We start from the raw sequence: 23151 nt of genomic DNA, 5'->3' as shown, positions 1-23151 counted from the left end.
TGAGTCATCCGCTTGAGTAGCGCCAGTTCAAGGTTAACCGATAAATGTCTAGTGCCCCTGAACAACCAAAGAACTAACCGTATCAGGCAGTGAATGAGTTCACATAAGAGAGCCTCAATATGTGTTTGCCGTAAACGGTTTTAACGGCTAACTGACAGAGCGAAGTAATAGGTTTTGCTGATTGATTAACAATTAGCTGCCTAACGGCAGCTAAAAAAAACACTATTGCCTATTGACGGGAAGAAGGTTCATATGTGTTAGGTAAAGTTATTTTTTTACATTATTAGTATTTCGAATATTTCTTCCTTGTTTTGGCCAAGGTGTATCAGCTAACTTGCCACCATCACTATTAACTGCAACCAAATAACCACTATCACTACCCGCATAAATAGTTCCTCCCGGAGAAATTGATAGGGATGACTTAAAATAAGAAGTTCCAATTTTTAACTCCCATTTAGTTTCTCCGGAAGAAGTAATAGCATGAAATAAACCATATCTAGCGGCCGCATAAATAGTGCCATCCTCACTTATAGCCATGCTAGAGCCTATATTTCCACTCGCAGTATACTTCCACTTAATATTTCCAGAAGGTTCTAGTGCAATAACTTGGTTAGGGTACATGCTAATATACACTGTTCCATCTTTATCAATTATCGGTGAAGAATGAACATCATCATTTTCATAAATCCATTTTTGAGTACCATCTGAATTAATCGCATATAGCGTATCGTTAGATCCTATGTAAACTGTTCCTTCATCAGAAATAGCAATATCACTGGGAACGTTACTTAAGAGTGGGAACTCCCATTTCAAGTTACCATTTGAGGTAAATGCAAATAGTTTGGAATGAAATGAGCTTACATAAATAGAACCATCATTGGCAATTGCGGGTGTATTCCCCATTATGTTGCTTCCTGTGCTCCATAAAGATTCACCTTCAGGACTAATAGCATGCAGTTGATTTTGACCACTAATTAAGATGGTTCCATCATCTCTAATTGCGGGGGTAGAATACCCTCCATCATTATTCTCAAACTTCCATTTTAATTGCCCTTCAGGCGTTATAGCGTGTAGTTTATTGTCATGGGTGAGGTAAATAGTTCCATCATTTCCAATTACTGGTGACGTAGAAATATGGCTACCAATTAAGTATTTCCACTTAGGAGTACTATCAGGGTTAATGGCATGAAGGTAACCTCCAAAATTACACAAATAAATTGTACCATCTGCGGCTATTGCTGGTGCTGACTGGAAATTATCGTATGATAATCGATAAGTCCACTTTCTTGTCCCTGATATTGTGTCAGTACAATCGTCAGGTAAATTGGCAGAGTCTCCAAATTTTTCCTTAAGAAGCTTAATATCGTCACACGCAATGTTAATGTTATTATCTAGCGACAGGTAGTTAAATGAATCAAATGAAAACAAGCTTGCTACTTTAATGAGTCTATTGCTTCTTAAATTCAAATAATTTAGCTCACTAAGCTCACTTATTATAGTTATATCGAACACGTCATTAGTATTTAGGTCAAGTTTCTCAATATTCACTAAACTTGATAATGGTGAAATGTCTTCAATTTTATTTTGCTCAAGTTGCAAATCAACAATAGCTGTAAGATCTTTTAATGCTGAAATATCCTTTATATCATTCCAACCCAAATCTAGATCGACTAAAGATGTTAGTTTTTCAATACCGTCTAATTCCTTAATGCTATTTCTTTCTAAATTCAGGCTAACAAGTAATGTTAAATTGGTTAGACTATTAATGTTTTCTATATTATTAAATCCAACATATAAATGAGTTAGGGCAGTTAAGTTTTTTAACGGTGAAATGTCGGAAATATTATTATAGTTAAGGTTAAGAGAAGTTAGATTAGTTAATTCTGTCAACGGAGATAAGTCTGAAATTGATCTAGCATCACTTAAATTCAAAATTTCAAGCATAGTTAAATTACTTACAAAGTCTATTGAATGAAAATAATTTTTCGATAAATCGAGCTCTTTTAAGTTAACTAATTTATTCAATGAATCTAGATTAGAAAAGCTATACCCTAATGATGTAGCATGCAAATATTCTAAATTAGTTAATTTTTCCAAAATGTAAAAGTCGACGTTATCTCTCATACTATTAATAGTGAGTTTTCTGAGTTGACTCAAACTCTCTAGGATTGACAAATTATCAGCATATAAGCGAGAAATGTTTAGCTCAGTTAACTCTCTAGCATGCTTAATTTGTGTTAAATCTGAAACTTGGGTAGAACTTATATCTAAGTATACCAACTCGGAATTTTCTTCAATAAAATCCAAATCGCTTAAATTAGTACCTGCGAGCACTAATTCTTTTAATTGAGAATTATTTTTCAGCTGATTGGAATTGCTAATAGACAGATTGTTCAAGCTCAAATGGGCAAGCTCCGGCATACTTTTAAACCAACTAAGATCTATGACCAAATAAGAGCCCCAATACCTGGAAGATAGTTTAAGGCTTTGTAATTTGGTTAAATTCTTGAAAATATTGTTATCAATAGCAAAGTCGTTATAGCTAAAATTTACATGTGTCAATTTTGTAAGTGATGATATAGGGTTTAGTATATATATTTCATTACTTGAAAAATCTATTTCTCTTAATTCTTTTAGTGACTCCAAGACGTCAATGTTTTGAATTTTTGCATTAGTGATTGACAGTTTTTGCAAATTTGGAAAAGACGATAATTCACTAATTGAAGATATTGGCAAATTATGACAATGAAACTCTAATAAGCCAGCATCTTGATTTTCAATCAAAATATTACTAAGGCACTCTGATAACCCTTCATCTACAATATTGGTCGCCAGTATATTCTCGTATGGAGTGAGTTTTACAGTAAGAGAACCTTTAGTGTTTTTTCCTTCATTATCAGTGACAGTCAACTCAAAGACTAGGGATTGTTCTTCTATAACGCTAGGTGCTTTAAAACTTAATTGTGCTGAATCTGAGCCTGTTAAGGCTATAGTCTGATTACCAACTTGTTTCCATTCAAAACTAGTTATAGAGCCATCACTATCAGTCACTTGTGCGCTAAAAGTAAAATTGTCACGTTCCATTACGGACTGTTCAGGCATAGCCTCAATCACGGGAGCAGCATTGACAATTTCTGGAGTTTTAGATTTTGAGGTTCCTCCTCCCCCACACGCACTTAAAAATATTAGTGAGCATAAGGTTATTGCTTTTAATAGTTTGAAAAACATTACTTGGTTACTTCCTTTTATTGAGGCTTATGTGATTTATTAAAAAATATTTTTATCGTTTTATTTAGGCGTAGTATAAAGATGCAAGTGGAAATCTTAAATTTACCTAACGCCCCATTCAGGGGCTGATAATAGCTTGCTAAAATTGTGAAGCGAAGCGGAACCGAGCAAGCTGTTAGCAGTCCCGTTACTTTATTGGTTTGTTAGGTAACAAACTATTCAATAGTTGTATTGTTTAAAGAGTAATTCCAAACTTTATAAAAATAGAATGCGTATCCCAAGCCCAAGGTAATTATAGAGATGATAATCCATAGGATTACATGACCTAGATTTCCAAATATATCAGTGTGACATACCATTTTTCTTAGGCTGCCGTTTTCATCAATTACTTGTGAACGATTAAGTATAAATTTTGAGAATGAGTAAGGGAAAAAGAAAGCACCAATACCAAATGTTATTAATATTAAAATAAACCAAAGTATTAAATGACCTAAAATATCTATCGTCCCTACATCTGCCTGAATTCTCATTTTTGCTCCTTGCTTTGATTGTTACCTAACGCCCCATTCAGGGGCTGATAATAGCTTGCTAAAATTGTGAAGCGAAGCGGAACCGAGCAAGCTGTTAGCAGTCCCGTTACTGTAATGGCTTGTTATGAGTACGTTAGAAACATACTTCCAATACCCATGAGGATAATAACTGCAGCCAGAGCTAACAGCCAAAAGAAAATTAGCTTAAAGTAATAAGATACATTCTTTACAGTATGGCTAAACCAAGATAAATAACAAAGAGGGAAGAACGCAACAGAAAAGCATGCGACTGAAATATATGACCCAATAGCTTGCCAGCTATCTACAGCAACTTCCCCTTCAGATTTTATAGCGATAATGCACAATGCGAGCATCAAAGCTGAAATTATTTCGACTGCTACTAAGTAGCGTTTATTGGCTAATATCACTTCCATTTGATAGTACTCATAACGAATGATATGGACTCCCCACTCGGCATCAATGTGCCATAGTGAAGTTGATAAAGAGCTTCAATTGAGGAGAGTCCATATGTCACTAATTAAAGCAATTGGCATCGATTTAGCCAAATCTGTGTTTAGTATCCACGGTGTTGATACTCATGACAAGTGTAAATTACGTAAAACAGTTAAGCGAAACAACCTCTTAGCTGAAATTTCAAAATTACCACCTTGCATCATCGGGATGGAAGCCTGCTCTGGTGCACACTATTGGGCAAGAGAGTTTACTAAGCTTGGACATGACGTGCGTATCATGGCTTCAAAATTTGTTATCCCATATCGACAAAATGAAAAAAATGATGCCAATGACGCCGAAGCCATATGCGAAGCGGTAACACGTCCTAAAACACGGTTTGTCTCCATAAAAAGTGAAGAACAACAAGCCGTACTGTGTTTACACCGTATTCGCCAAGGCGCTATTAAAGACAGAACAGCACTGATTAATCGCCTTAGAGGCTTACTCGCTGAGTTCGGCATCATCATGCCTAAAGGCAGGTACCCTGCACAACATGCTATCACCAGTATTTTAGAAGATGCAGAGAACGACTTACCTATGCTTGCTAGAGAGCTACTGCATGATTTATGGCAAGAGATAAAAGGGTTAAACGAACAAATCCTTAAACATGATAGAAAACTGTATCAGTTAGCCCATCAAATGAAAGCCGCCAAGCGCTTGATGAGTATTCCTGGCGTCGGCGAAGTGACCGCAACCGCGGTAGTTGCCACTGTCTGTGAGGCAAAAGACTTCGACACCTCTCGTGCATTTAGCGCATGGATTGGTTTAGTGCCAAAGCAATACACTACAGGTGGACAGGTAAAGTGGGGAAGAATATCAAAACGTGGCGAAAAGCACATTCGTACTTCTCTCATACATGGCGCTCGAGCCGTGATTGCTAACTGCAAGCACAAAACTGACAGAACCAGTTTATGGATAAAAGAACTTATCGAGCGACGAGGGTTTAAGCGAGCAACTGTTGCCTTAGCGGCAAAAAATGCCCGATTAATTTGGGCACTGCTTAGAAGTAACAATGAATACCAAGTTGATTATGTGAAATAGATAAAACGTAAACCAAGCGGTTAACCCCACCGAGGTTTAGCATTAGCAAGTGACGATAACACGGTCAGACCGAGAGCATAAAAGCCTGTTTAGTCGGGAAGTATTTAAATACTGTTTAACGAATGAGGCAATGCTCAAGCGCAAATCATCAGGGCGATAGCGTAAATAGCTAACAAACGCCGAATGTAGAGCTGCTGTCAGATCTTCTTGTTGTCAGAAACTGCTTGTGCTTGACAAAGGGGAGTCCATGTAGCCCGCATAAGGGGCGGAAAAAGCTTGGCTAAAATTAGCGAAGAATGAGCGCCAGCCAAGCTTTAGACGTCCATTTTTAATGCGTTTGTTATGTATCTTTTTCACTAGGTTTAATCTTCTTGTTATCTTGTTCTATTCTAGAAACCTTTTCATTTAACTCAGCCAAAGATTTTTGAATATCCATTAACACAGGGTTAGACCTAGAGTGATTTCTAATTTCTTCTTCACGAAACCCAAGCCTAGAATCTAAATAACCGAGCACCAAAGAAGCTAATACAAAAATGATTAAAATAATCGGTACAGCGATTAGTGGGCTGTTAAACACAAAATTTGTTACAGGGTTATCACCTAATGACTTTATGAAAACAAAAATAATAAGTAAGAATTGTACATATCCGATATACATTTTTGAGCGATCAATATAGACCTTCCAACGAATTAATGCTTTTTTATTAAACCGTGAACTCAAAACTACTCCTAGATACATAACGCCGCGTTAAACGGCTTAGTAATGCTTGCTAAAATGTGAAGCGAAGCGGAACCGAGCAAGCATTACGGTGTCCGATTTTTTAAACGCCTTGTTATATAACAATTACTACCCATTATATGGTTTGTAGTCTTGGAACTCCCAGAGCATATATTCAGCGAGTTTCGTTGCAACCTCATCCCAGTTTTGACCTTCGCTTTTAGCAAGGAATTCAGATACTTTTGACAGAACTTGAGAGAAAGAATATTCATCTAATAAGATACAATATTGAATAGATTCTTTAAGTCCTATAGTCCCATAAGTTGCTACTCGTACTTGAAAATTGTCGCCACCATCAAAGCCTACAGGGCCTATTGTGAAGTTCATCCAAAAATCGACATCACAAGGAACATTAAACTGATATGTGTCGATGGGATCATAGTCTGTGCAATCGTAGTTTTTTATTTCGGGCTTCAATCAAACTTTCCTTGTTATATAACAGCTTATTAGTTTTAATATAAGACAATTGACTTATTTATCAACAAGTTGTTATGCTTGTGTCTTTTAATGTAGGCATTATGTATACAATAAAAATCTAATCAATTCAAAAATCAATAAAACACAAACTAGCTCATTCTCTTTGTACTTCTATACTTCAATCTTATAAACAAACTCAAAAACAACAAAAATAATAAAATATACATACTACCTCCACCACCAGAATTACTAGATGAAGTTGAATTATTTGTAGTATTTGGATTAGAACTGAGTGAAGAGTCTAAAGGGTAGGCATCAGAGCTATCAGGTACTCCATCACCATCATCATCGGTATCAGCATTGTTACCAATGCCATCTCCATCTGTATCTACAGATTCGCTTGCATCAAGTGGAAAAGCATCCTCAGAATCTAAAACTCCATCACCGTCGCTATCTGTAGGTTCAGTGTTGTTTCTAAACTCCTCTAAATTAGTATACCCATCATTATCACTATCTAATTGTGCATCTTCTGGATCTTGAGGATCAAAACCATAATTAGACTCCCAATCATCTGGCATTAAATCATGATCAGAATCTAAACTACACTCATCATCTATAGACAATGAAACCCCGTTTTCATTGGATTTACCTAATTCTACAAAATGTTCTATTATCAAATTCTTTTGCCAGCAAAAAATGGGATTTCCGTTTAAATTTAAAAACCAGCCACTAAAATTCAATATAGAAGAGATGTCATAAATGTTATTATTTGCCAGATCCAACCAATCTATTTCTGTCAGCCAATCATCATTATGAATGTTTTGAATATAATTACCTTTTAGTTCAAGAGCTAATATTGGGTTTTCAACTAAAAGCAGAGCACTTAAATCTGGCACTTGAGTCAACTCGTTATCATTAATGAGCAAATTTACAACTCCTTGATTAGGTGTATATTCAAGTAAGTCATGCTCGTTTGTAATACCCAGGCCTGAAATATCAAGTCGCCAGAGGTCATTAACTAGCTTTAAAGACTTCAATGGCGATAAATCTTGTATTGGGTTATAGGATAAGTTAATAGAAGAATTTAGTTCATGCCACTCGATGCTATTTAATACCTCTATTGATGAAATGCCATTATTGCTAAAGTCCAAATTGTGGATTTGTTCTCTATCCTTTATAAAGTCAATCGCTGTCAATAGATTATTAGGCATGGAAAAATCCGTAAGGTTTTTAAAAACAGAAAAGTCTATGGATGTAATATTTTCATCAGTTAATTGACTACCTTCTATTGTAAGCCCTTGAAGAAAAGGGAATTTAGATATTGAAGACAATCCAGTTGGCAAAGTGTTTTTTAGCGTTAAATAAGACAAATAACTTCCAAACCCTGTTATTATCTCGTCTACAGCTAATGAGGTTCCGTTACCAACATAATCAAAAAAACTTAGATATTTAAAAGTGTTAGTCTTCAAATATTCATATACTTCCATGTTGTTTTCTTCACAGTAAATACTGTTCACTTGCTCCGTGTAATACGGTTTTAAATCAAAAGGAAGTTCAATCTCGCAACTACCACTAGTATTATTTACAAATTCACTTATTTCAGAAGCAGAAATGGATGAGTCTAGTGCATCCTGTGCCGCAAATCTCATTTCATTAAGTGCCCTCACTGCATCAGCTCCATTTAATGGGTCAATATCAGCGTCTACACCGCAGGGATACCCTAAACAGTCAATCAAAGGAGAAGAGAACTTTAATAATTGAGGAGCTCCGTTAAATGCACTAGGGTAAGCCATAATTGTAGTAAATTCTGTATCGATACCATATCCCAATGCGTAAGGAAAAGTAGGCGGAGGGCTATCACCTATTATTTGTTTTCTTGAGTGCTTTAGGCCAAGGTTATGCCCTATTTCATGAATAAAAACTGAATCGCTAGAATTTGCTGACACCAATGAAACCGTTAATCGATCATATTTATTAGTAACATCTCCTCTTACTGGTAACGATGCTTGTCCAGAAACAAGTTCACCACCTCTTTTAGTAAAAAGTCCAATGTCAAATAGCACAAATAGATCCGCTCTTTTTTCAAACCGATTCTTTCTAATTGCACCGTCAAATGGGAAGCTATTATATGTCAGTTTGTCCATAGCAATACTAACGTCTGATACTTCATAATCAACAGATTCACTGTGGACAAGGTTTAAATGAATTAAGACTCCACTGTCTTCAAAAATTTGATTTGTTAAATTAACTAAGTGCTGAATTCGAGTTAACGGCTCTCCATTATATGCCTCTGCCATTCTATCAGTGTAGACAGCCATTAAATCTACTTTAGCTATTTCATTAGAATCAACTTTTTGTTGTAGGTCACTATTGGAACTATCGATAAGAGAGTTAAAGTGAGTGATGTCTTGCTTTTGTTTAATAGGTTTAATGTCTTGCTGATGAATATCATTTGCCAAAATACTATTAGCACTATTTTTGATACTATTGTTTACAACAACTCCATTCAAAATATGAAATTGATACACTTCATTCGATAAAGATATTGTCGCAAAACTATGTTCATCGCCCTGAGTTACAATTACATATTGCCCTTTCTTCCCTTCTATTTTTGCTTGGAATGTAAGGCTTTTATTATTTACAACAATGTTTGTAACTATCGCTTTATATTGAATATTTTCTGATACAGGCAAAATCAACGTATCACCGATATTAACAGAACGCTGAGTTGCAATATTTGTTTGTGAACTAACTAGAGTTCGGGGTTTTGAGACAGAGTCTGTATTGAAACTCCATAACTGATGTTCCAAACGTTTAGCTAATGAGTGGTTTACTATTAATAAACTTGAGGCTAAACATACAATTTTCAGTATACGGATTAATTGAAATTGATTCACTGTTGAAAAAGATACCTGTATCAATTTATTAATAAAATGTAACAATCCATATTTTAAGTCTTCCCTAAAATCCATATTACCCCCTGTATTATAAATAATGATTTTGCATTCTAAAAAATCAATATTATAGGTATTGTATTGTGTACACCATAAAAACTTATTATCTTCTGATTTTCTGATTTTCTGATTTTCTGATTTTTTAAATAAAAGATGTCTACATTATTTAGGGAAGATCAATCAACTCATAGCCGCTTGTCAGAGAATGTAAACCGATTCATTAAAACAATAGGATCAGAGATAAACCACTACAAATTAACTACCGTTTAAACCGATCGGTATTTAATCAAAAATTCACCACTTCACAGCGAGCATAAAAAAGGTGAGTAACTTGCTCACCTTTTTTATCACTATTCTTTACTCAGCTTTACAAAGATTTAAGTAACTCATCAACCGCTCGTTTGAGCTGCGGGTCGATATTTTTCGCTTTATAAGCCGGAGGGTTAAATACTTCAATATCAGGCTCTGCAGGGGTGAAATCCATATTGGCATTTGAATCTTTTACCCACCAGCCTCTAAATGGCATTCTCACAACCGAACCGTCAACTAAGCCTTGTGCACCTGTACTGATCACGGCACCAAAGGTCGGACGCCCGACAAGCTTACCAATACCAAGTGCTTTATAAGCATGTGAGAAAATTTCAGCATTTGAATAGCTATTTTCATTGCTCATGGCAATTGATGGCTTGGTCCAAGCTGACAAAGGAAGTCGCTCAGAATACGGGTATTCATTGCGAAACTTCTTATAGTTTTTCTCTAAGTTATCAGTGGCTCCGCGAGGGATGGTAAAGGCGTGTTGTTTAACATTTAGTACCGCCATCAGATAATCTGTTGTCCAACCACCGCCATTGTACCTAACATCAATCACGATGCCGTCTTTGCCATAACCAGCAGCCATTAACTCACGCTCAAATCGTTCAAAGCTGGTCCAATTCATGCCGCGGATATGCAAATAACCTAGGCGTCCACCAGAATATTGATCCGTCAGCGCACGGCGAGTTTCAACCCAATTATCATACTTTTCGTTGCCTAAGCTAGTTGTTGGCCAAATCACAACTTCCTTAGCTTCTCCTGAGCGTTTAATATTAAGCAATACAGGCTTTTTGCCTTGGCCATTGAGTAATGCATATAAGTTAGCATCTTTAACAGGCTTTTGATTAACATGTGTGATGACATCATTAACAAGTAAGCTACTTTCTTTTCTTGCCGCTGGGCTGTTTGCCAGTACCGATGCAACGGTTAAACCATCTGTAACCTCAAATACTTCGACACCTAATAAGCCAGTGCGCGTTTTTTGCGTTTGTTTTTGGTTATCACCACGGTAGAGTCCCATGTGGCTAGCGTTCACTTGACCTAACATCAGGTTAAAAATGTATTGAAAGTCTTCTTTGGTTGATGCTTTAAGAGCAAGTGGACGATATTGTTTCTTCAGCGCTTGCCAGTCATTACCATGAAATTTGGGATCATAAAATCCAGCATTAAGCGCTTGCCATGCTTCATCAAAGATTTGAGCGCGTTCAGCCATATGCTCGATGCTTTGCAAAGAAACCGTACTAAGTGTTTCAGACTTGTCAGTTTTCGTTTTGACTTTAACTAACGTGCCTTTACCCGTCAGCGCGAATAACTGTTTTCCATCGTTACTCAACGCTAAGCTACGCGGTTTTTTGTTGCCTTTTAACACGCGCTTATTATCTTCACCATTCCATTTGATTTTGAACAGATCACGATCCATTTTAAAGTTTTGTCGACCAGAGCCGCCAATTGCGTAGTAAATATGTTCGCCTTTTTTATCAAAAACTAAGGTCGACTCGTTACCAGCAAAACGCGTAACCTGTTGAAGACGCTTGTATATGCCATCCAAATCTATTGCCAATGCTGTAGCTTTTTCATCGTCTTTTGATTTTTCAGGTGTGTCTGCGTCTTCTTTGTCTTTGTCTTCTTTTGCTGTTTTAACTGCTGGTTTATCATCGAATTCATCACGCTTCCATTCTTCTTTTGAGCGTTGCCAATCACTTTCTGTTAACCAAGCAAACCAAATATCATAATCGCCATTATTACGCATAGACGTAAAACCAAGCTTGCTGCCATCTGGCGACCAAACCGGACTATAATCGCCTTTAGGGTGCATGCTAACATTCACAGGTGCTGTTGAATTATCTGCAGCATGAATAAATACTTCACTGTTAAATGATAAATCGGTTTTTGAATACGCCAGCCAATTACTATCTGGTGACCAGCTAACATCACTTGGCGTTGCCCAGCCGTCTAACAAGGTTACTGAGTTCGTAAATGTTTGCTCATCGGTTACATCACTGACGATTAACTTTCCTCGCCCTTGTTGATAAGCCACTTTTTTGCTATCTGGCGAAACCACTGGCGATTGTTCTTGTGCTTCGGTGCGAGTTAGCGCCTTTACTGTGTGTTTCAACGATCTAAAGATATTGGCTTCACTGTCATCTGCCGACGATAATGAGAAAATATCATTTTGACCATCTCGATCCGAAACAAATAACAAGGTATTATCATTTAACCACGCCACATCGCGATCGCGCGCAGCCCCTGTAGTCAGTCTAACCGAACGTTTGTCTTCTTTGTCATTACGCTTGACGTATAAGTCACCACGTAACGCATACGCAACTAACTTACCATTTGGTGAGACGCTGTATTCGTCAATTGAATTTGTAGTCGACTTATTCGTCACTGGGTCAAAACGAAAATCCGTTGGTATTGACAACTTCAAGCGCTGCTGACGGCCATCGGCAATTAATGCCACCTTATCTGCCGCCTGATACACCAGGTTTTCAGCATTATTATCAATACTAAAGTGCTCAACACCAAATTCACGTTCATCTGTTATTTGCTCAACTTTTTTTGAGCCTATCGCGGTTTTAAATACATTATATTTGCCCGCTCTAGAAGAAATAAAATACAGTTCATTGTTACTTGACCATTGAGGCATAAAATCATTGCCATCAAAGTCTGTTAACTGCTCGTACTCTCCTTTATCAACGTGGTAGATCCAAATATTACGATTCGCTGGACCACGATAATCTTCACGTGCTACGCGACAAGTGCCTCGCACAAATGCGATCATTTTGCCATCTGGTGATACCACGGCGTCAAAACCAAGCGCATCCATAAATCGAGACTCTGTCGCGTGGCGAGCTTGTTCAACACCAAAGATTTCCCATTCTCTTTCAACCTCAGCATATAAACGACGCGTGTTAAATAACACCTTGTTATCATTATCAAAACCTAGGACTCGATCTGGTGCGCTATGATAAGTTAATCTTTGAGGACGCCCACCTTCACTAGACATCACAAAAACATCATCGTTACCAAAACGGTCACTACTAAAGGCAATTGACGCCCCATCCTTTGACCATTTAGGGTTATGCTCATAACCTTCATGTATGGTTAAGCGATTTACCTTAGTGCCAGCAATTGGCATTGTCCAAATATCGCCCTGATAGCTAAAAGCGATTTGCGTCCCATCAGGACTAAGCTCGGGTTGTAAAATCAGCGGATCAGACGCAAGGTCATCAGAGGCTGATGCGCCAAGCGCAACTGAGATAAACAAGCTTGTGGCCAGTCGTTTCATATCATTATTGCCTATTTTTTATTAGAGTGATTAAAGTGCTACGATTGCATCATGCGAAAAGGTGGTTTTAACCTTTTGGTTTAGCAAACATTATTATTTTTAGATTAGTATAATTACTGAATGTGACTGTAAGCGCAATAATTCGCTGAGCTGAAATAGTTAAACGGAAGGTTATACAAGATGAAAGGTAAGTAACCAATAGTCATTAGTGCTAACGGTTAAATTGAACAAAGAAACCGACCAACTAATTTACATTAGCTAAGCCCAGCAGCCATGCGTTTAATTTTCTTAAACGCTTAATTCCACACATGGCCACTGTTAAGATAAAAGTTACACTGTGATAGTTGTGATAACTTTTATAACTAAAGCGCCTTAACAATATCCTTAATCAGCTCAGGCCCTTGGTAAATAAACCCGGTATACACTTGCACTAACTTAGCACCTGCGGCAATTTTTTCTTTGGCATCTTCACCACAACTGATACCACCAACACCTATAATAGGCAACTTATCATCAAGTGCAGTGGCTAATAAACGAATAACCTGTGTGCTTAAATCTTTCACTGGCGCACCACTTAAGCCCCCGGCTTCATTGCCATGTTCAAGATGGGCAACGGCATCACGCGATAAAGTAGTATTGGTAGCAATAACACCATCAATCTCATTGGTAATTAGACATTCAGCAATTGATTTGACTTCTTCTTCGGATAAATCTGGCGCGATTTTAACGGCAATGGGGACATATTTATCGTATTGATTCGCTAAACTAGTTTGTTCTGCTTTTAATGCACTTAGCAATTCATTTAGCGCTTCGCCATATTGCAAAGAGCGTAAACCTGGCGTGTTCGGCGACGAAATATTCACCGTAATATAGCTGGCAAAATTATAAACCTTGCGCATGCAATAGATGTAATCATCTTTGGCATTATCATCAGGTGTATCTTTATTTTTACCAATATTTATCCCTAAAACCCCTTTAAATTTAGCTTTTCTGACTTGATCAACTAAATAGTCAACGCCCTTGTTATTAAAGCCCATACGATTAATCACCGCATTCGCTTCAGGTAACCTAAATATCCGAGGTTTATCATTACCCGGTTGCGGTCTAGGTGTTACCGTACCAACTTCAACAAAGCCAAATCCCATGGCATCAAAAGCATTAATGCATTCACCATTTTTATCTAATCCAGCCGCTAAACCACAAGGGTTAGGAAAATGTATGCCCATTACTTGAACGGGTTTATTCGCGACTTGCTGTTTATAAGCAAAATTAAGAGGTGTTGATCCGGTCGACTTTAACCCTTTAATGGTTAACTCATGAATGGTTTCAGGATCAAATTGAAATAAAATATTACGTATTGCTGAATAAAACATATCACCTCGATAGCATTGATAAAATAGTCACTAACTCACGAAAAACATTAATCTAGCTTATTATCAACATGATAAAGTTAATTGATAATGTTGGATTTTCTGAATGAAACAGGCTGTAAACATAACCAATAAAAAAGTTTACTGGCGAATAACCAATACAATTTAAACTTGCTCTATAACACTAATTGAAGCTGTTATATTCGGTCACAAACAAAAATCCCCGCTAATGCGGGGATTCTATCATTTTATTTGCTTGGGTCACAATTTAAACTCAGCAACATTAGCTCTCTTAATGCGACAGAGAATTTAGCAAAATCATGAGTTTGACCAATTCTAAATTCATCAAGAATATGATTCCAACGCTTCAATGGTAGCTCGTTAGCGCTAAACCAATTTTCTAGCATAGCTTCGACATCTTCACTCTTCTCATCACAACGTAAAATAACTGAAGTAATTGAGCGTTGCTGCCAATCGAGCTCTTCTCTAAATGACGCCCTAGCAAGAGCTTGCCAGTGATTAGAAACAGGCTGATTAGTAATTTGATCTAAGAACCAGTGTAAATCTAAACGAGCACCCAATTTAAAGTAAACATCCGCTACAACTTCAATTGGACGGCTGTCATTCTTAGATAGCTCTGCTAAGTCCATCACTGAGAATAATGTACTTAACTGTGATATACGCTGTGCAATATTCTTAGGCACACCTACGTTGATTAAATCATCTTCAACGCGCTTAAGCATATCGACTTCTTCTTCGATCATGACATCACAAATTTTGTCTGTCATGGCGTTAAAAATTTTCGAGTAAAAATCAATAGACTGTTGAATTTCCATTAACTTATTACGATGGCGAAGGAACCAACGAGTAACTCGACGTACAGTACGGCGCAATTGGAATAACATTTCAGTTTGTACCGATGTTGATACTTTATTATCTAAATCACTGATTTGTTCCCATATATCCGACATTTCAAATACAGCACTTGCCATGACATAACAGTTAGCAATTTCTGCCACTGAAGCGCCCGTTTCTTCATGCATACGGTTAACAAAATTAAAGCCCATGTCATTACTGATATTGTTCGCTAACTTAGTCGCGATAATTTCAGCTCTTAGTGGGTGATCTTGCATTTGTTCACGATATTTCTCTTGTAGCTCTTTAGGAAACGCTTCAATCAATAATTGATCATGATAAGCATTTTCAGTGATTTCAGGACAAACAAGATCTTCTTTTAACACCATTTTACTGTAAGCAAGTAACACGGATAACTCTGGACGAGTTAACCCTTGTCCTTGTGCTAAACGATCGGCAAGTTCTTCATCATTAGGAATAAACTCTAATGCGCGATTTAACTTACCCGTACGCTCTAATTCATGTATAAAACGGGTTTGCTCTTTAAGTTGGTTCACCCCTCTTTGAATCGTGATAGATAAAGAGTGCGTTTGGCGGTAACAATCTTCTAATACGATCTCAGAGACATCATCGGTCATATCATATAAAAGCTTGTTACGTTGCTTAACGGTTAAATCACCATTTTGAACTAAACCATTCAATAATATTTTGATGTTAACTTCATTATCAGAGCAATCAACACCACCAGCATTATCAATTGCATCGGTATTAATACGACCACCATTGGCTGCATATTCAATACGGCCAAGCTGAGTAAAACCTAAATTACCGCCCTCACCTACAATTTTAGCTTGTAATTCCTTGCCATTGATCCGCAACGCATCATTGGCTCGATCTCCCACTTCAAGGTGAGATTCTTTACTTGACTTAACATAGGTTCCAATACCACCATTCCATAACAGATCCACTTTCATTTTTAAAATAGCTTGGATCAACTCATTCGGTGACATGGTTTGCTTTTGGGTGCCAAGCATTTTCTTAATTTGGCTAGTCAATTTTATCGATTTAGCCGCGCGACTAAAGATACCACCGCCTTCAGAAATTAACGATTTGTCGTAATCTTCCCACGTACAGCCCGCTAAGTTAAATAAACGTTCACGCTCTTTATAGCTTGAAGCGGAATCAGGGTTCGGATCGATAAAGATGTGCATATGGTTAAACGCTGCTTGTAAACGGATATGTTTTGACAACAACATACCATTACCAAACACGTCTCCAGCCATATCACCGACACCTATACAGGTAAAATCTGTCGATTGACAATCAATATCCATTTCACGGAAATGACGTTTAACAGATTCCCATGCACCTTTTGCCGTGATCCCCATGCCTTTATGGTCATAACCTACACTACCACCGGAAGCAAAAGCATCACCCATCCAGAAGTTATATTCTTCTGAAATACCATTAGCGATATCAGAGAAGGTTGCTGTGCCTTTATCTGCTGCAACCACTAAATACGGATCATCTTCATCGTGACGAACCACATTAACGGGAGGCACCACTTCACCGGCAACAATATTATCAGTGATATCTAAAAGACCACGGATAAAGGTACGATAGCATTCTTGTCCTGCTTCAAAGATTTCTTTTCTGCTACCTTGTGGCAACTGCTTACAAACAAAGCCACCTTTTGCACCTACTGGCACAATCACAGTGTTTTTAACTTGTTGTGCTTTTACTAAGCCTAACACTTCTGTTCTAAAGTCTTCTCGACGGTCAGACCAACGCAAACCACCCCGTGCAACCTTTCCACCACGCAAATGCACACCTTCAACTTGTGGTGAGTAAACAAAAATTTCATAAGCAGGAATAGGTTGAGGAATATCTGCGATTAATTCAGGTGTGATTTTAAACGAGATATAAGACTTTTCACCTAATTCAGGATGAGATTGGAAGTAGTTAGTACGAATTGTTGCTTTGATCATCTCAACAAAGCGACGAATGATTCGATCATCATCCAAGTTCGCCACGTTATCCAATGACGTTTCAATATCATCTAAAACTTTAGTGATCGCTTTATCAGACTGTTTCGATTGAGGGTCAAAGCGTAAGTTAAATAATTTAATTAATAATTCAGCCAGTTTCGGATAACGCGCGAACGTGTCTTCGATATAGCTTTGACTAAACGTACCGCCTAACTGACGCTCATATTTTGCGTATGCCCGTAAGATAGACACCTCACGACCAGCCAATTCGGCAGCTAAAATTAACCGGTTAAAACCATCATCTTCTAATACACCGCGCCACACTTTGGCAAAAGCATCTTGGAATAAGTTTTGAACTTTCTCTAAATTAAACGCTTTATCACCGGTTAATAACATAGAAAAATCTAAGATCCAGCAGGTTTCACCTTCAGAGGTGTTAACCGCATAAGGGCTTTCACCGATCACCCGCAAACCGAAGTTTTCTAACATAGGTAGTACATCAGATAAGTGAAGCGGATCTCCTTTATGGAATAACTTCAACTTAACAAAGCGGCTACCTTTCTTTTCTTCCTGTGGCTGATAAAAAAGCATTTCCAGCTGATTACTGTCAGATAATGCCTCAAATTTTGCAATATCAACAATGGCACTACCTGGTAATACTTCATCTTTATAGGCTTGTGGGAAGCTAACATATTTACGGCTTAATGCTTTACCTTTGGCTTCACCTTTTTGTGCTTTTAATGCCGCTGAAAGTTTATCATCCCAGCTTCGTGCTGCTTCATTTAAATTCTTTTCGATTTCTTTCACGTTAATATCTGCTTTTGTTGAATTTACGCGAACAATGTAATGTGTTCTCGCTTGCGCGGATTCTGAGAAATAGGTTGTAAATTCAACCTCTTGATCACTATTAAATGATTCTTGTAATAATTTTTGGGTTTTAACCCTTAATGCCGTGTTATAACGCTCTCTTGGCACATACACCATACAAGAATAAAAACGTTCGAACGCATCGCGACGAATAAATAAGCCAGAGTAATCGCGCTCTTGCATTTGGAAAATACCCAATACATTTTGCAATAACTCAGAAGTACTGGTTTGCAAAATCTCATCTCTTGGGTATGTTTCTAAAATATTTATTAAGGTCTTAAATGCATGAGTACCTTCTGCATAACCAGAGGCTTGACACACACTTGCAACTTTAGATTTGATTAACGGCAAGTCTAACGCACTGTTAGTATAATAAGCAGAGCCAAACAAACCTACAAAGCGCTCTTCACCGAGTACATTGCCTTGATCATCAAAACGTTTAACACCGATGTAATCTAGGTGTGCTGGTCGGTGAACACGTGAGCGAGAATTGGTTTTCGTTAAAATAAGTAAATTATTCCCTAACGCTAATTCTCTCGCTGAAGGGCTTAAGGTTGATAAAAGTCGTTCCTTTGTCCCTTGAGACTGTTTCATTAAACCTAAGCTTGATTTCACATCAGCTGACAAGGCTAAGTCACCTTTTAGCGTTTTAACGCTATAAGAGCGATATCCTAATAATGTAAAATTATCCGCGAGTAACCAACGTAGAAAATCAAGACCATCTTGATGCTCTTTCTTCGAACATGGCACATTAGCTTTTTCAGTTTCTTTAATCACGACTTCTAAGCGTTTTTTCATTGCTGACCAATCATTGACGGTAATAGCAATGTCACTTAACACCGAATATAGTTCACTTTCTATTTCTTCAATCACTTCTTGATCGGTTTGACGATCAATTTCAATAAAAAATACTGTTTCAATTGAGGTTGATTTGATCTTTTTATCTGAAGCCGTTGATAATTGTTCAATATTATTGTTTTTCTGACGAACTAAACGGATCGGACTATTTAACATCAAATGCGGAGTAACTCCCATACGTCCTAATGCGATACGTACAGAGTCAACCAAAAACGGCATATCTTCTGTAATGATCTCAATGATCGTATGGCTTGATTTCCAGCCATGCTTAGAAACTTGTGGATTAAATACCTTAATGATTGGCTTATTCACTTTATGATCATTTAAGGACTTCCACAAACTTAACGTTGCACCGTACATGTCACTGTCATTACGTTGAGCTAAATCTAGTGTTGATATATTTCGATAGAGAAGTTCAGCAAATTGCTCCACCAAAGGAGCTGTTTCCGCAGGAACTTTTTGCTTAATTAATTGTGCTACATTAGAAAGTATCACAGAGGGTAAACCGTCTACTAATGCCATGCCGTTTTCCTTTTTGGATAAAACGCTTGAAATAATTTGTTGTAAAATTTTTATATGTGTCTACTAGGATAGACTACGAGGTGAATTTTATTAATAATTTTAGGCTATTGCGAGTAATATTTTTATCAAGCAAGCTGAAATAGTCAGGGAAATGGCAGATATATTGTACGATGACAACTGTTTATTCACTTGTTATAAATAGAAAATGACCTTTCGGCCATTTTCATGTTTATTTATGCAGGCAAAAATAAATAAAAAATTTTTAATTATTTTTTATTTTTCCATAAGAAACTTCCCAATGCTGGCAATATTGTAACCGCAGCCAACATGTTTACCAGGAACATAAAGGTTAATAATATCCCCATATCCACTTGGAACTTCAAATCAGAGAAAAACCAAGTAGAAACACCGATGGCAAGTGTAACACCTGTGATCAGTACTGCACTGCCTCGTTCTCGTAATGCTTCAAAGTAAGCTTTATCGGCTGACATACCCTCACGAAGCTTGATACTCATGGTAGACAGAATATAGATACCGTAATCTACCCCAATACCAACTCCTAAAGCAATCACAGGTAAAGTTGAAACCGTTAAACCGATATCGAGCACCGTCATTAGCCACTGAGCAAGCGTAGAGACCACATAAAGCGGTACAACCACAGCAACGGTAGCTCTCACGCTTCTAAAGCTAATCAAACAAAGTAGTGTAACTGCACCATAGACATAGAACATCATCGGCATTTGGGCTTCGGCGACAGCTTCATTGGTTGCAGCCATTACCCCAATAGGGCCTGATGCTAAACGGAAAGTAAGCAAGTCGTTGTTCAGTTCTTCTATAGCCAATTTAGCTTCAGCAACTACGCGATCAATGGTTTCCGCTTTATGATCGGCTAAGAATAAGATCACTGGCATCACACTACATTCATTATTTAATAAGCCAGTTGAGCTAGGCACATTTGATAAGGTTTGCGCTAATGCAAATTGATTCGGTGAGATAATACGCCACTTCAAATTTCCTTCATAATAGCCAGAATTAATGACTTTCATCACAGAAGGTAAACTCACTGCCGACTGCACACCTTGAATATTTTCCATACGCCACTGAAAAGCATCCATCGTCTTAAGCACATTGGAGTCCGTGCAGGCATTCGCCGTTGTTTCAACAATGACTGACATATAATCAACACTAATTGCATAACGATCAGTGATCAAAAAAGTGTCTTGATTATAACGAGAGCTCTCATGTAAGGCGGGTGCACCAGCATGTAACTCACCAATTTTAAGATCTTTAGAGTAATGAAAACCCGCGGCAAACAATACGGCTGCGATCAACAAAATAACACTCGCTACACTTCTTTGACTAAAGCTTGCCATAAAGTGCCAAAGACCATTAGCTTGCTCGTTATTTGACGGCTTAGCTTTAATATCAAGAAATGAAATTACCACAGGCAGCAATAATAAATTAGTAAAGATAATCACAGCAACACCTAACGATGCCGTAATAGCTAATTCTCTGATGATCCCGATATCAATCGATAACAGCGTAATAAAACCAACAGTGTCTGACAGTAAGGCTGCACCACCAGGGATAATTAATGAACGAAAGCTAAACTGCGCCGCTTCTTTGGTTGAGTAACCTTGTTGGGCATGTTTTCCTATGGCATTAATCATTTGTACGCCATGACTAACACCAATGGCAAACACTAAAAATGGCACAAGAATTGACATAGGATCTAAACCAAAGCCAATAGTTGATAATAAGCCCATTTGCCAAACAACCGCCACTAATGAGCAAGCAATAGGTAAGATAGTCAGTAATATGGAGCGAGAGAACAAAAATACCATCAAGGTTGTGATTGCTATGGCAACGGCAAAAAACGTGACTACGCCCTTAGCACCATCTGCAACATCACCAACCATCTTAGTAAAACCAATAATGTGAACGGTAATATTGCCCTTTTCATATGGCTTTCGAATATCATTTTCGAGCACATTCGCTAAGGCAATAGAATCAAGCTTCTCTCCCGTATTTGGATTACGCTCCATTAATGTCGCTTTAACCATAGCACAGCGATAGTCATCCGAAACGATACGCCCAATAATACCTGCTTTTTCAATATTTTGTTTAACAACAGCTAAGCCTTGTTTATCAGCAACAAAATCAGCAGGCACTACAGGTCCACCAGCAAAACCGTCTTCGACCACTTCAACGAAACGTGTACTGGGTGAAAACAAAGATTTTACTTGAGTTCGATTGACACCGGGAATAAAAAATAACTGGTCGTGAACCCCTTTTAATGCAGTGAAAAATTCTTCATTAAAAATATCACTTTCTTGGTTACACACAGAAATCAACACATTATTTGCTCCACCAAAGTTTTCTCGGTGCTTCAAATAGGTCTGCATGTACTCATGATTTAGCGGAATATTTTTTGTAAAAGAAGCATCGAGTTTGATTTGCGATGCCTGAAAAATCAAAAAAACACTCAGTAAAGCAAATATAAATAAGACAAATGCCCTGTGTCTAAATACGGTAATTTCAATACGATCAATTAAGGTATCTACGCTCATTTTATTTTACTACCTTTAGTGCTTTAATACCTGCCTCTGACGCAATAACCAATTGTTTATTGAACACAACGCCTGCAAGTAGTGCTTTACCATCTTCTTGAATATGCTGGGTAAAGCTTTTACCATCATCTGTACTTTCTAACATCACTCCGCTATTGCCGAGTAAAAATATTTGTGACTGACCTGCAAGTACAATACTGTTCAATAATGCCGTAACTGCCGAATCACTATTTTGCCATTCAGCACCATTGGTTACGCTACGATAAATATTGCCACGCAAGCCAACGGCTAGCAAATTACCTAAATGGGTGCGGCCAATGTCATAAAATGAGCCATGATAAACCTCGGCAAAACGTTGCCAATTACGACCAAAGTCATTACTTTTGGCTATCAAACCAAGTTCACCAACTAAATAGGTCGTTATGCCATCGACAAAAATACGATTAAAATGAGGTAATATACTAGCGCGTTCTTCTAGATATGCTTGTTCATCTTCTTGTCGTAACATATCAAGGTAATCTAAATCCTCTTGTGCCAGTAATGACGTATGGTATTCACGTTGCCATGTTTTTCCGCCATCAACAGTACGATAAAATAATCCGTATGAACCTACGGCTATTCCCTCTAAGTTATTTTGAAACGCGACATCTAATAAGGGTTTTTGTGTTTCAGGCAGGTATTGTTGTATCTGCCAAGTAAAGCCACCATCGTTGGTATGTAAAATAGTCGAGCCATGACCTACTGCCCAGCCATGACGATTATCGACAAAAGTGATAGCAGTCAATGTTGTTTGACTGGGCACATTGACCTGTTGCCAATTGTTGCCATCTTTTGAACGTAAAATATGACCTCGTTCACCTACGGTAATGACAAATTCATTTTCAACATTAGCAATATCAAACAACATTGATTTAACCGCAAGCTTTGACATTATTGCCGCTTTGGTATCTGTCTGTGCAGACAAAGGGGAAAGAAAACCAATGGCCAATAAAATGCCAATCATGACTCTCATTTAGTTATAATCCTACTTTAACATATCAATAAAAAAGGCTGGCATTT

At 37.6% G+C, this 23151-nt stretch carries 12 protein-coding genes; 1 reads left to right on the top strand and 11 read right to left on the bottom strand.

Going from position 1 to position 23151, the window contains the following annotated elements:
• Window positions 1–267: 267 nt before the first annotated feature.
• The 3 genes from IV514_RS12540 to IV514_RS12530 all read right to left on the bottom strand — a co-directional run bounded on the left by IV514_RS12540 (window position 268) and on the right by IV514_RS12530 (window position 4192).
• Complete coding sequence (locus tag IV514_RS12540; RefSeq protein ID WP_206485610.1) at window positions 268–3228, bottom strand: PQQ-binding-like beta-propeller repeat protein; 2961 nt, start codon at window positions 3226–3228, stop codon at window positions 268–270.
• 215 nt (window positions 3229–3443) lie between these two features.
• A complete protein-coding gene (locus tag IV514_RS12535) occupies window positions 3444–3758 on the bottom strand; it encodes a DUF6693 family protein (protein ID WP_206485609.1) in 315 nt (104 codons plus the stop codon).
• A gap of 122 nt (window positions 3759–3880) precedes the next feature.
• The gene (locus IV514_RS12530) at window positions 3881–4192 is read right to left on the bottom strand and encodes a hypothetical protein (RefSeq protein WP_206485608.1); all 312 of its coding nucleotides are present in this window, start codon (window positions 4190–4192) and stop codon (window positions 3881–3883) included.
• A gap of 94 nt (window positions 4193–4286) precedes the next feature.
• Between IV514_RS12530 and IV514_RS12525 the strand changes: the two genes are divergently transcribed.
• Entirely contained in the window at window positions 4287–5312 is a 1026-nt protein-coding gene (locus IV514_RS12525) for an IS110 family transposase (RefSeq protein ID WP_206485607.1), read from the top strand.
• A 340-nt stretch (window positions 5313–5652) separates the two neighbouring features.
• On the opposite strand, the gene IV514_RS12520 is transcribed toward IV514_RS12525, so the two are convergent.
• The 8 genes from IV514_RS12520 to IV514_RS12485 all read right to left on the bottom strand — a co-directional run bounded on the left by IV514_RS12520 (window position 5653) and on the right by IV514_RS12485 (window position 23104).
• A complete protein-coding gene (locus tag IV514_RS12520; RefSeq protein WP_206485606.1) occupies window positions 5653–6033 on the bottom strand; it encodes a hypothetical protein in 381 nt (126 codons plus the stop codon).
• Window positions 6034–6159: 126 nt separating this feature from the next.
• Window positions 6160–6507: an Imm8 family immunity protein gene (locus IV514_RS12515; protein ID WP_206485605.1), complete on the bottom strand. Its 348-nt coding sequence runs from the start codon at window positions 6505–6507 to the stop codon at window positions 6160–6162.
• A 149-nt stretch (window positions 6508–6656) separates the two neighbouring features.
• Complete coding sequence (locus IV514_RS12510) at window positions 6657–9479, bottom strand: M12 family metallo-peptidase (protein WP_206485604.1); 2823 nt, start codon at window positions 9477–9479, stop codon at window positions 6657–6659.
• Between the two features lie 349 nt (window positions 9480–9828).
• Window positions 9829–13062: a S41 family peptidase gene (locus IV514_RS12505; protein WP_206485603.1), complete on the bottom strand. Its 3234-nt coding sequence runs from the start codon at window positions 13060–13062 to the stop codon at window positions 9829–9831.
• 362 nt (window positions 13063–13424) lie between these two features.
• Window positions 13425–14435 carry a quinone-dependent dihydroorotate dehydrogenase gene (gene pyrD / locus IV514_RS12500; RefSeq protein ID WP_206485602.1) on the bottom strand — a complete coding sequence of 337 codons (1011 nt, stop codon included), beginning with the start codon at window positions 14433–14435 and terminating at the stop codon, window positions 13425–13427.
• Window positions 14436–14680: 245 nt separating this feature from the next.
• The gene (locus IV514_RS12495) at window positions 14681–19522 is read right to left on the bottom strand and encodes an NAD-glutamate dehydrogenase (protein WP_206485601.1); all 4842 of its coding nucleotides are present in this window, start codon (window positions 19520–19522) and stop codon (window positions 14681–14683) included.
• Window positions 19523–19788: 266 nt separating this feature from the next.
• A complete protein-coding gene (locus tag IV514_RS12490; protein WP_206485600.1) occupies window positions 19789–22092 on the bottom strand; it encodes an MMPL family transporter in 2304 nt (767 codons plus the stop codon).
• Window position 22093: 1 nt separating this feature from the next.
• Window positions 22094–23104: a YCF48-related protein gene (locus IV514_RS12485; protein ID WP_206485599.1), complete on the bottom strand. Its 1011-nt coding sequence runs from the start codon at window positions 23102–23104 to the stop codon at window positions 22094–22096.
• Window positions 23105–23151: the final 47 nt, after the last annotated feature.

The organism is Thalassotalea sp. G2M2-11 (genome assembly GCF_017168195.1).
Taxonomy (GTDB): domain Bacteria; phylum Pseudomonadota; class Gammaproteobacteria; order Enterobacterales; family Alteromonadaceae; genus Thalassotalea_E.
The sequence above is the reverse complement of the archived record's forward strand: the minus strand, read 5'-3'. Positions and strand labels throughout refer to the sequence as shown.

Bases quoted from the DNA above. Each gene is read 5' to 3' on its own strand.
- IV514_RS12540 (WP_206485610.1), bottom strand. From the start codon at position 3,228: ATGTTTTTCAAACTATTAAAAGCAATAACCTTATGCTCACTAATATTT.
- IV514_RS12490 (WP_206485600.1), bottom strand. From the start codon at position 22,092: ATGAGCGTAGATACCTTAATTGATCGTATTGAAATTACCGTATTTAGA.
- IV514_RS12510 (WP_206485604.1), bottom strand. From the start codon at position 9,479: ATGGATTTTAGGGAAGACTTAAAATATGGATTGTTACATTTTATTAAT.
- pyrD (WP_206485602.1), bottom strand. From the start codon at position 14,435: ATGTTTTATTCAGCAATACGTAATATTTTATTTCAATTTGATCCTGAA.
- IV514_RS12525 (WP_206485607.1), top strand. From the start codon at position 4,287: ATGTCACTAATTAAAGCAATTGGCATCGATTTAGCCAAATCTGTGTTT.
- IV514_RS12485 (WP_206485599.1), bottom strand. From the start codon at position 23,104: ATGAGAGTCATGATTGGCATTTTATTGGCCATTGGTTTTCTTTCCCCT.
- IV514_RS12495 (WP_206485601.1), bottom strand. From the start codon at position 19,522: ATGGCATTAGTAGACGGTTTACCCTCTGTGATACTTTCTAATGTAGCA.
- IV514_RS12505 (WP_206485603.1), bottom strand. From the start codon at position 13,062: ATGAAACGACTGGCCACAAGCTTGTTTATCTCAGTTGCGCTTGGCGCA.
- IV514_RS12530 (WP_206485608.1), bottom strand. From the start codon at position 4,192: ATGGAAGTGATATTAGCCAATAAACGCTACTTAGTAGCAGTCGAAATA.
- IV514_RS12535 (WP_206485609.1), bottom strand. From the start codon at position 3,758: ATGAGAATTCAGGCAGATGTAGGGACGATAGATATTTTAGGTCATTTA.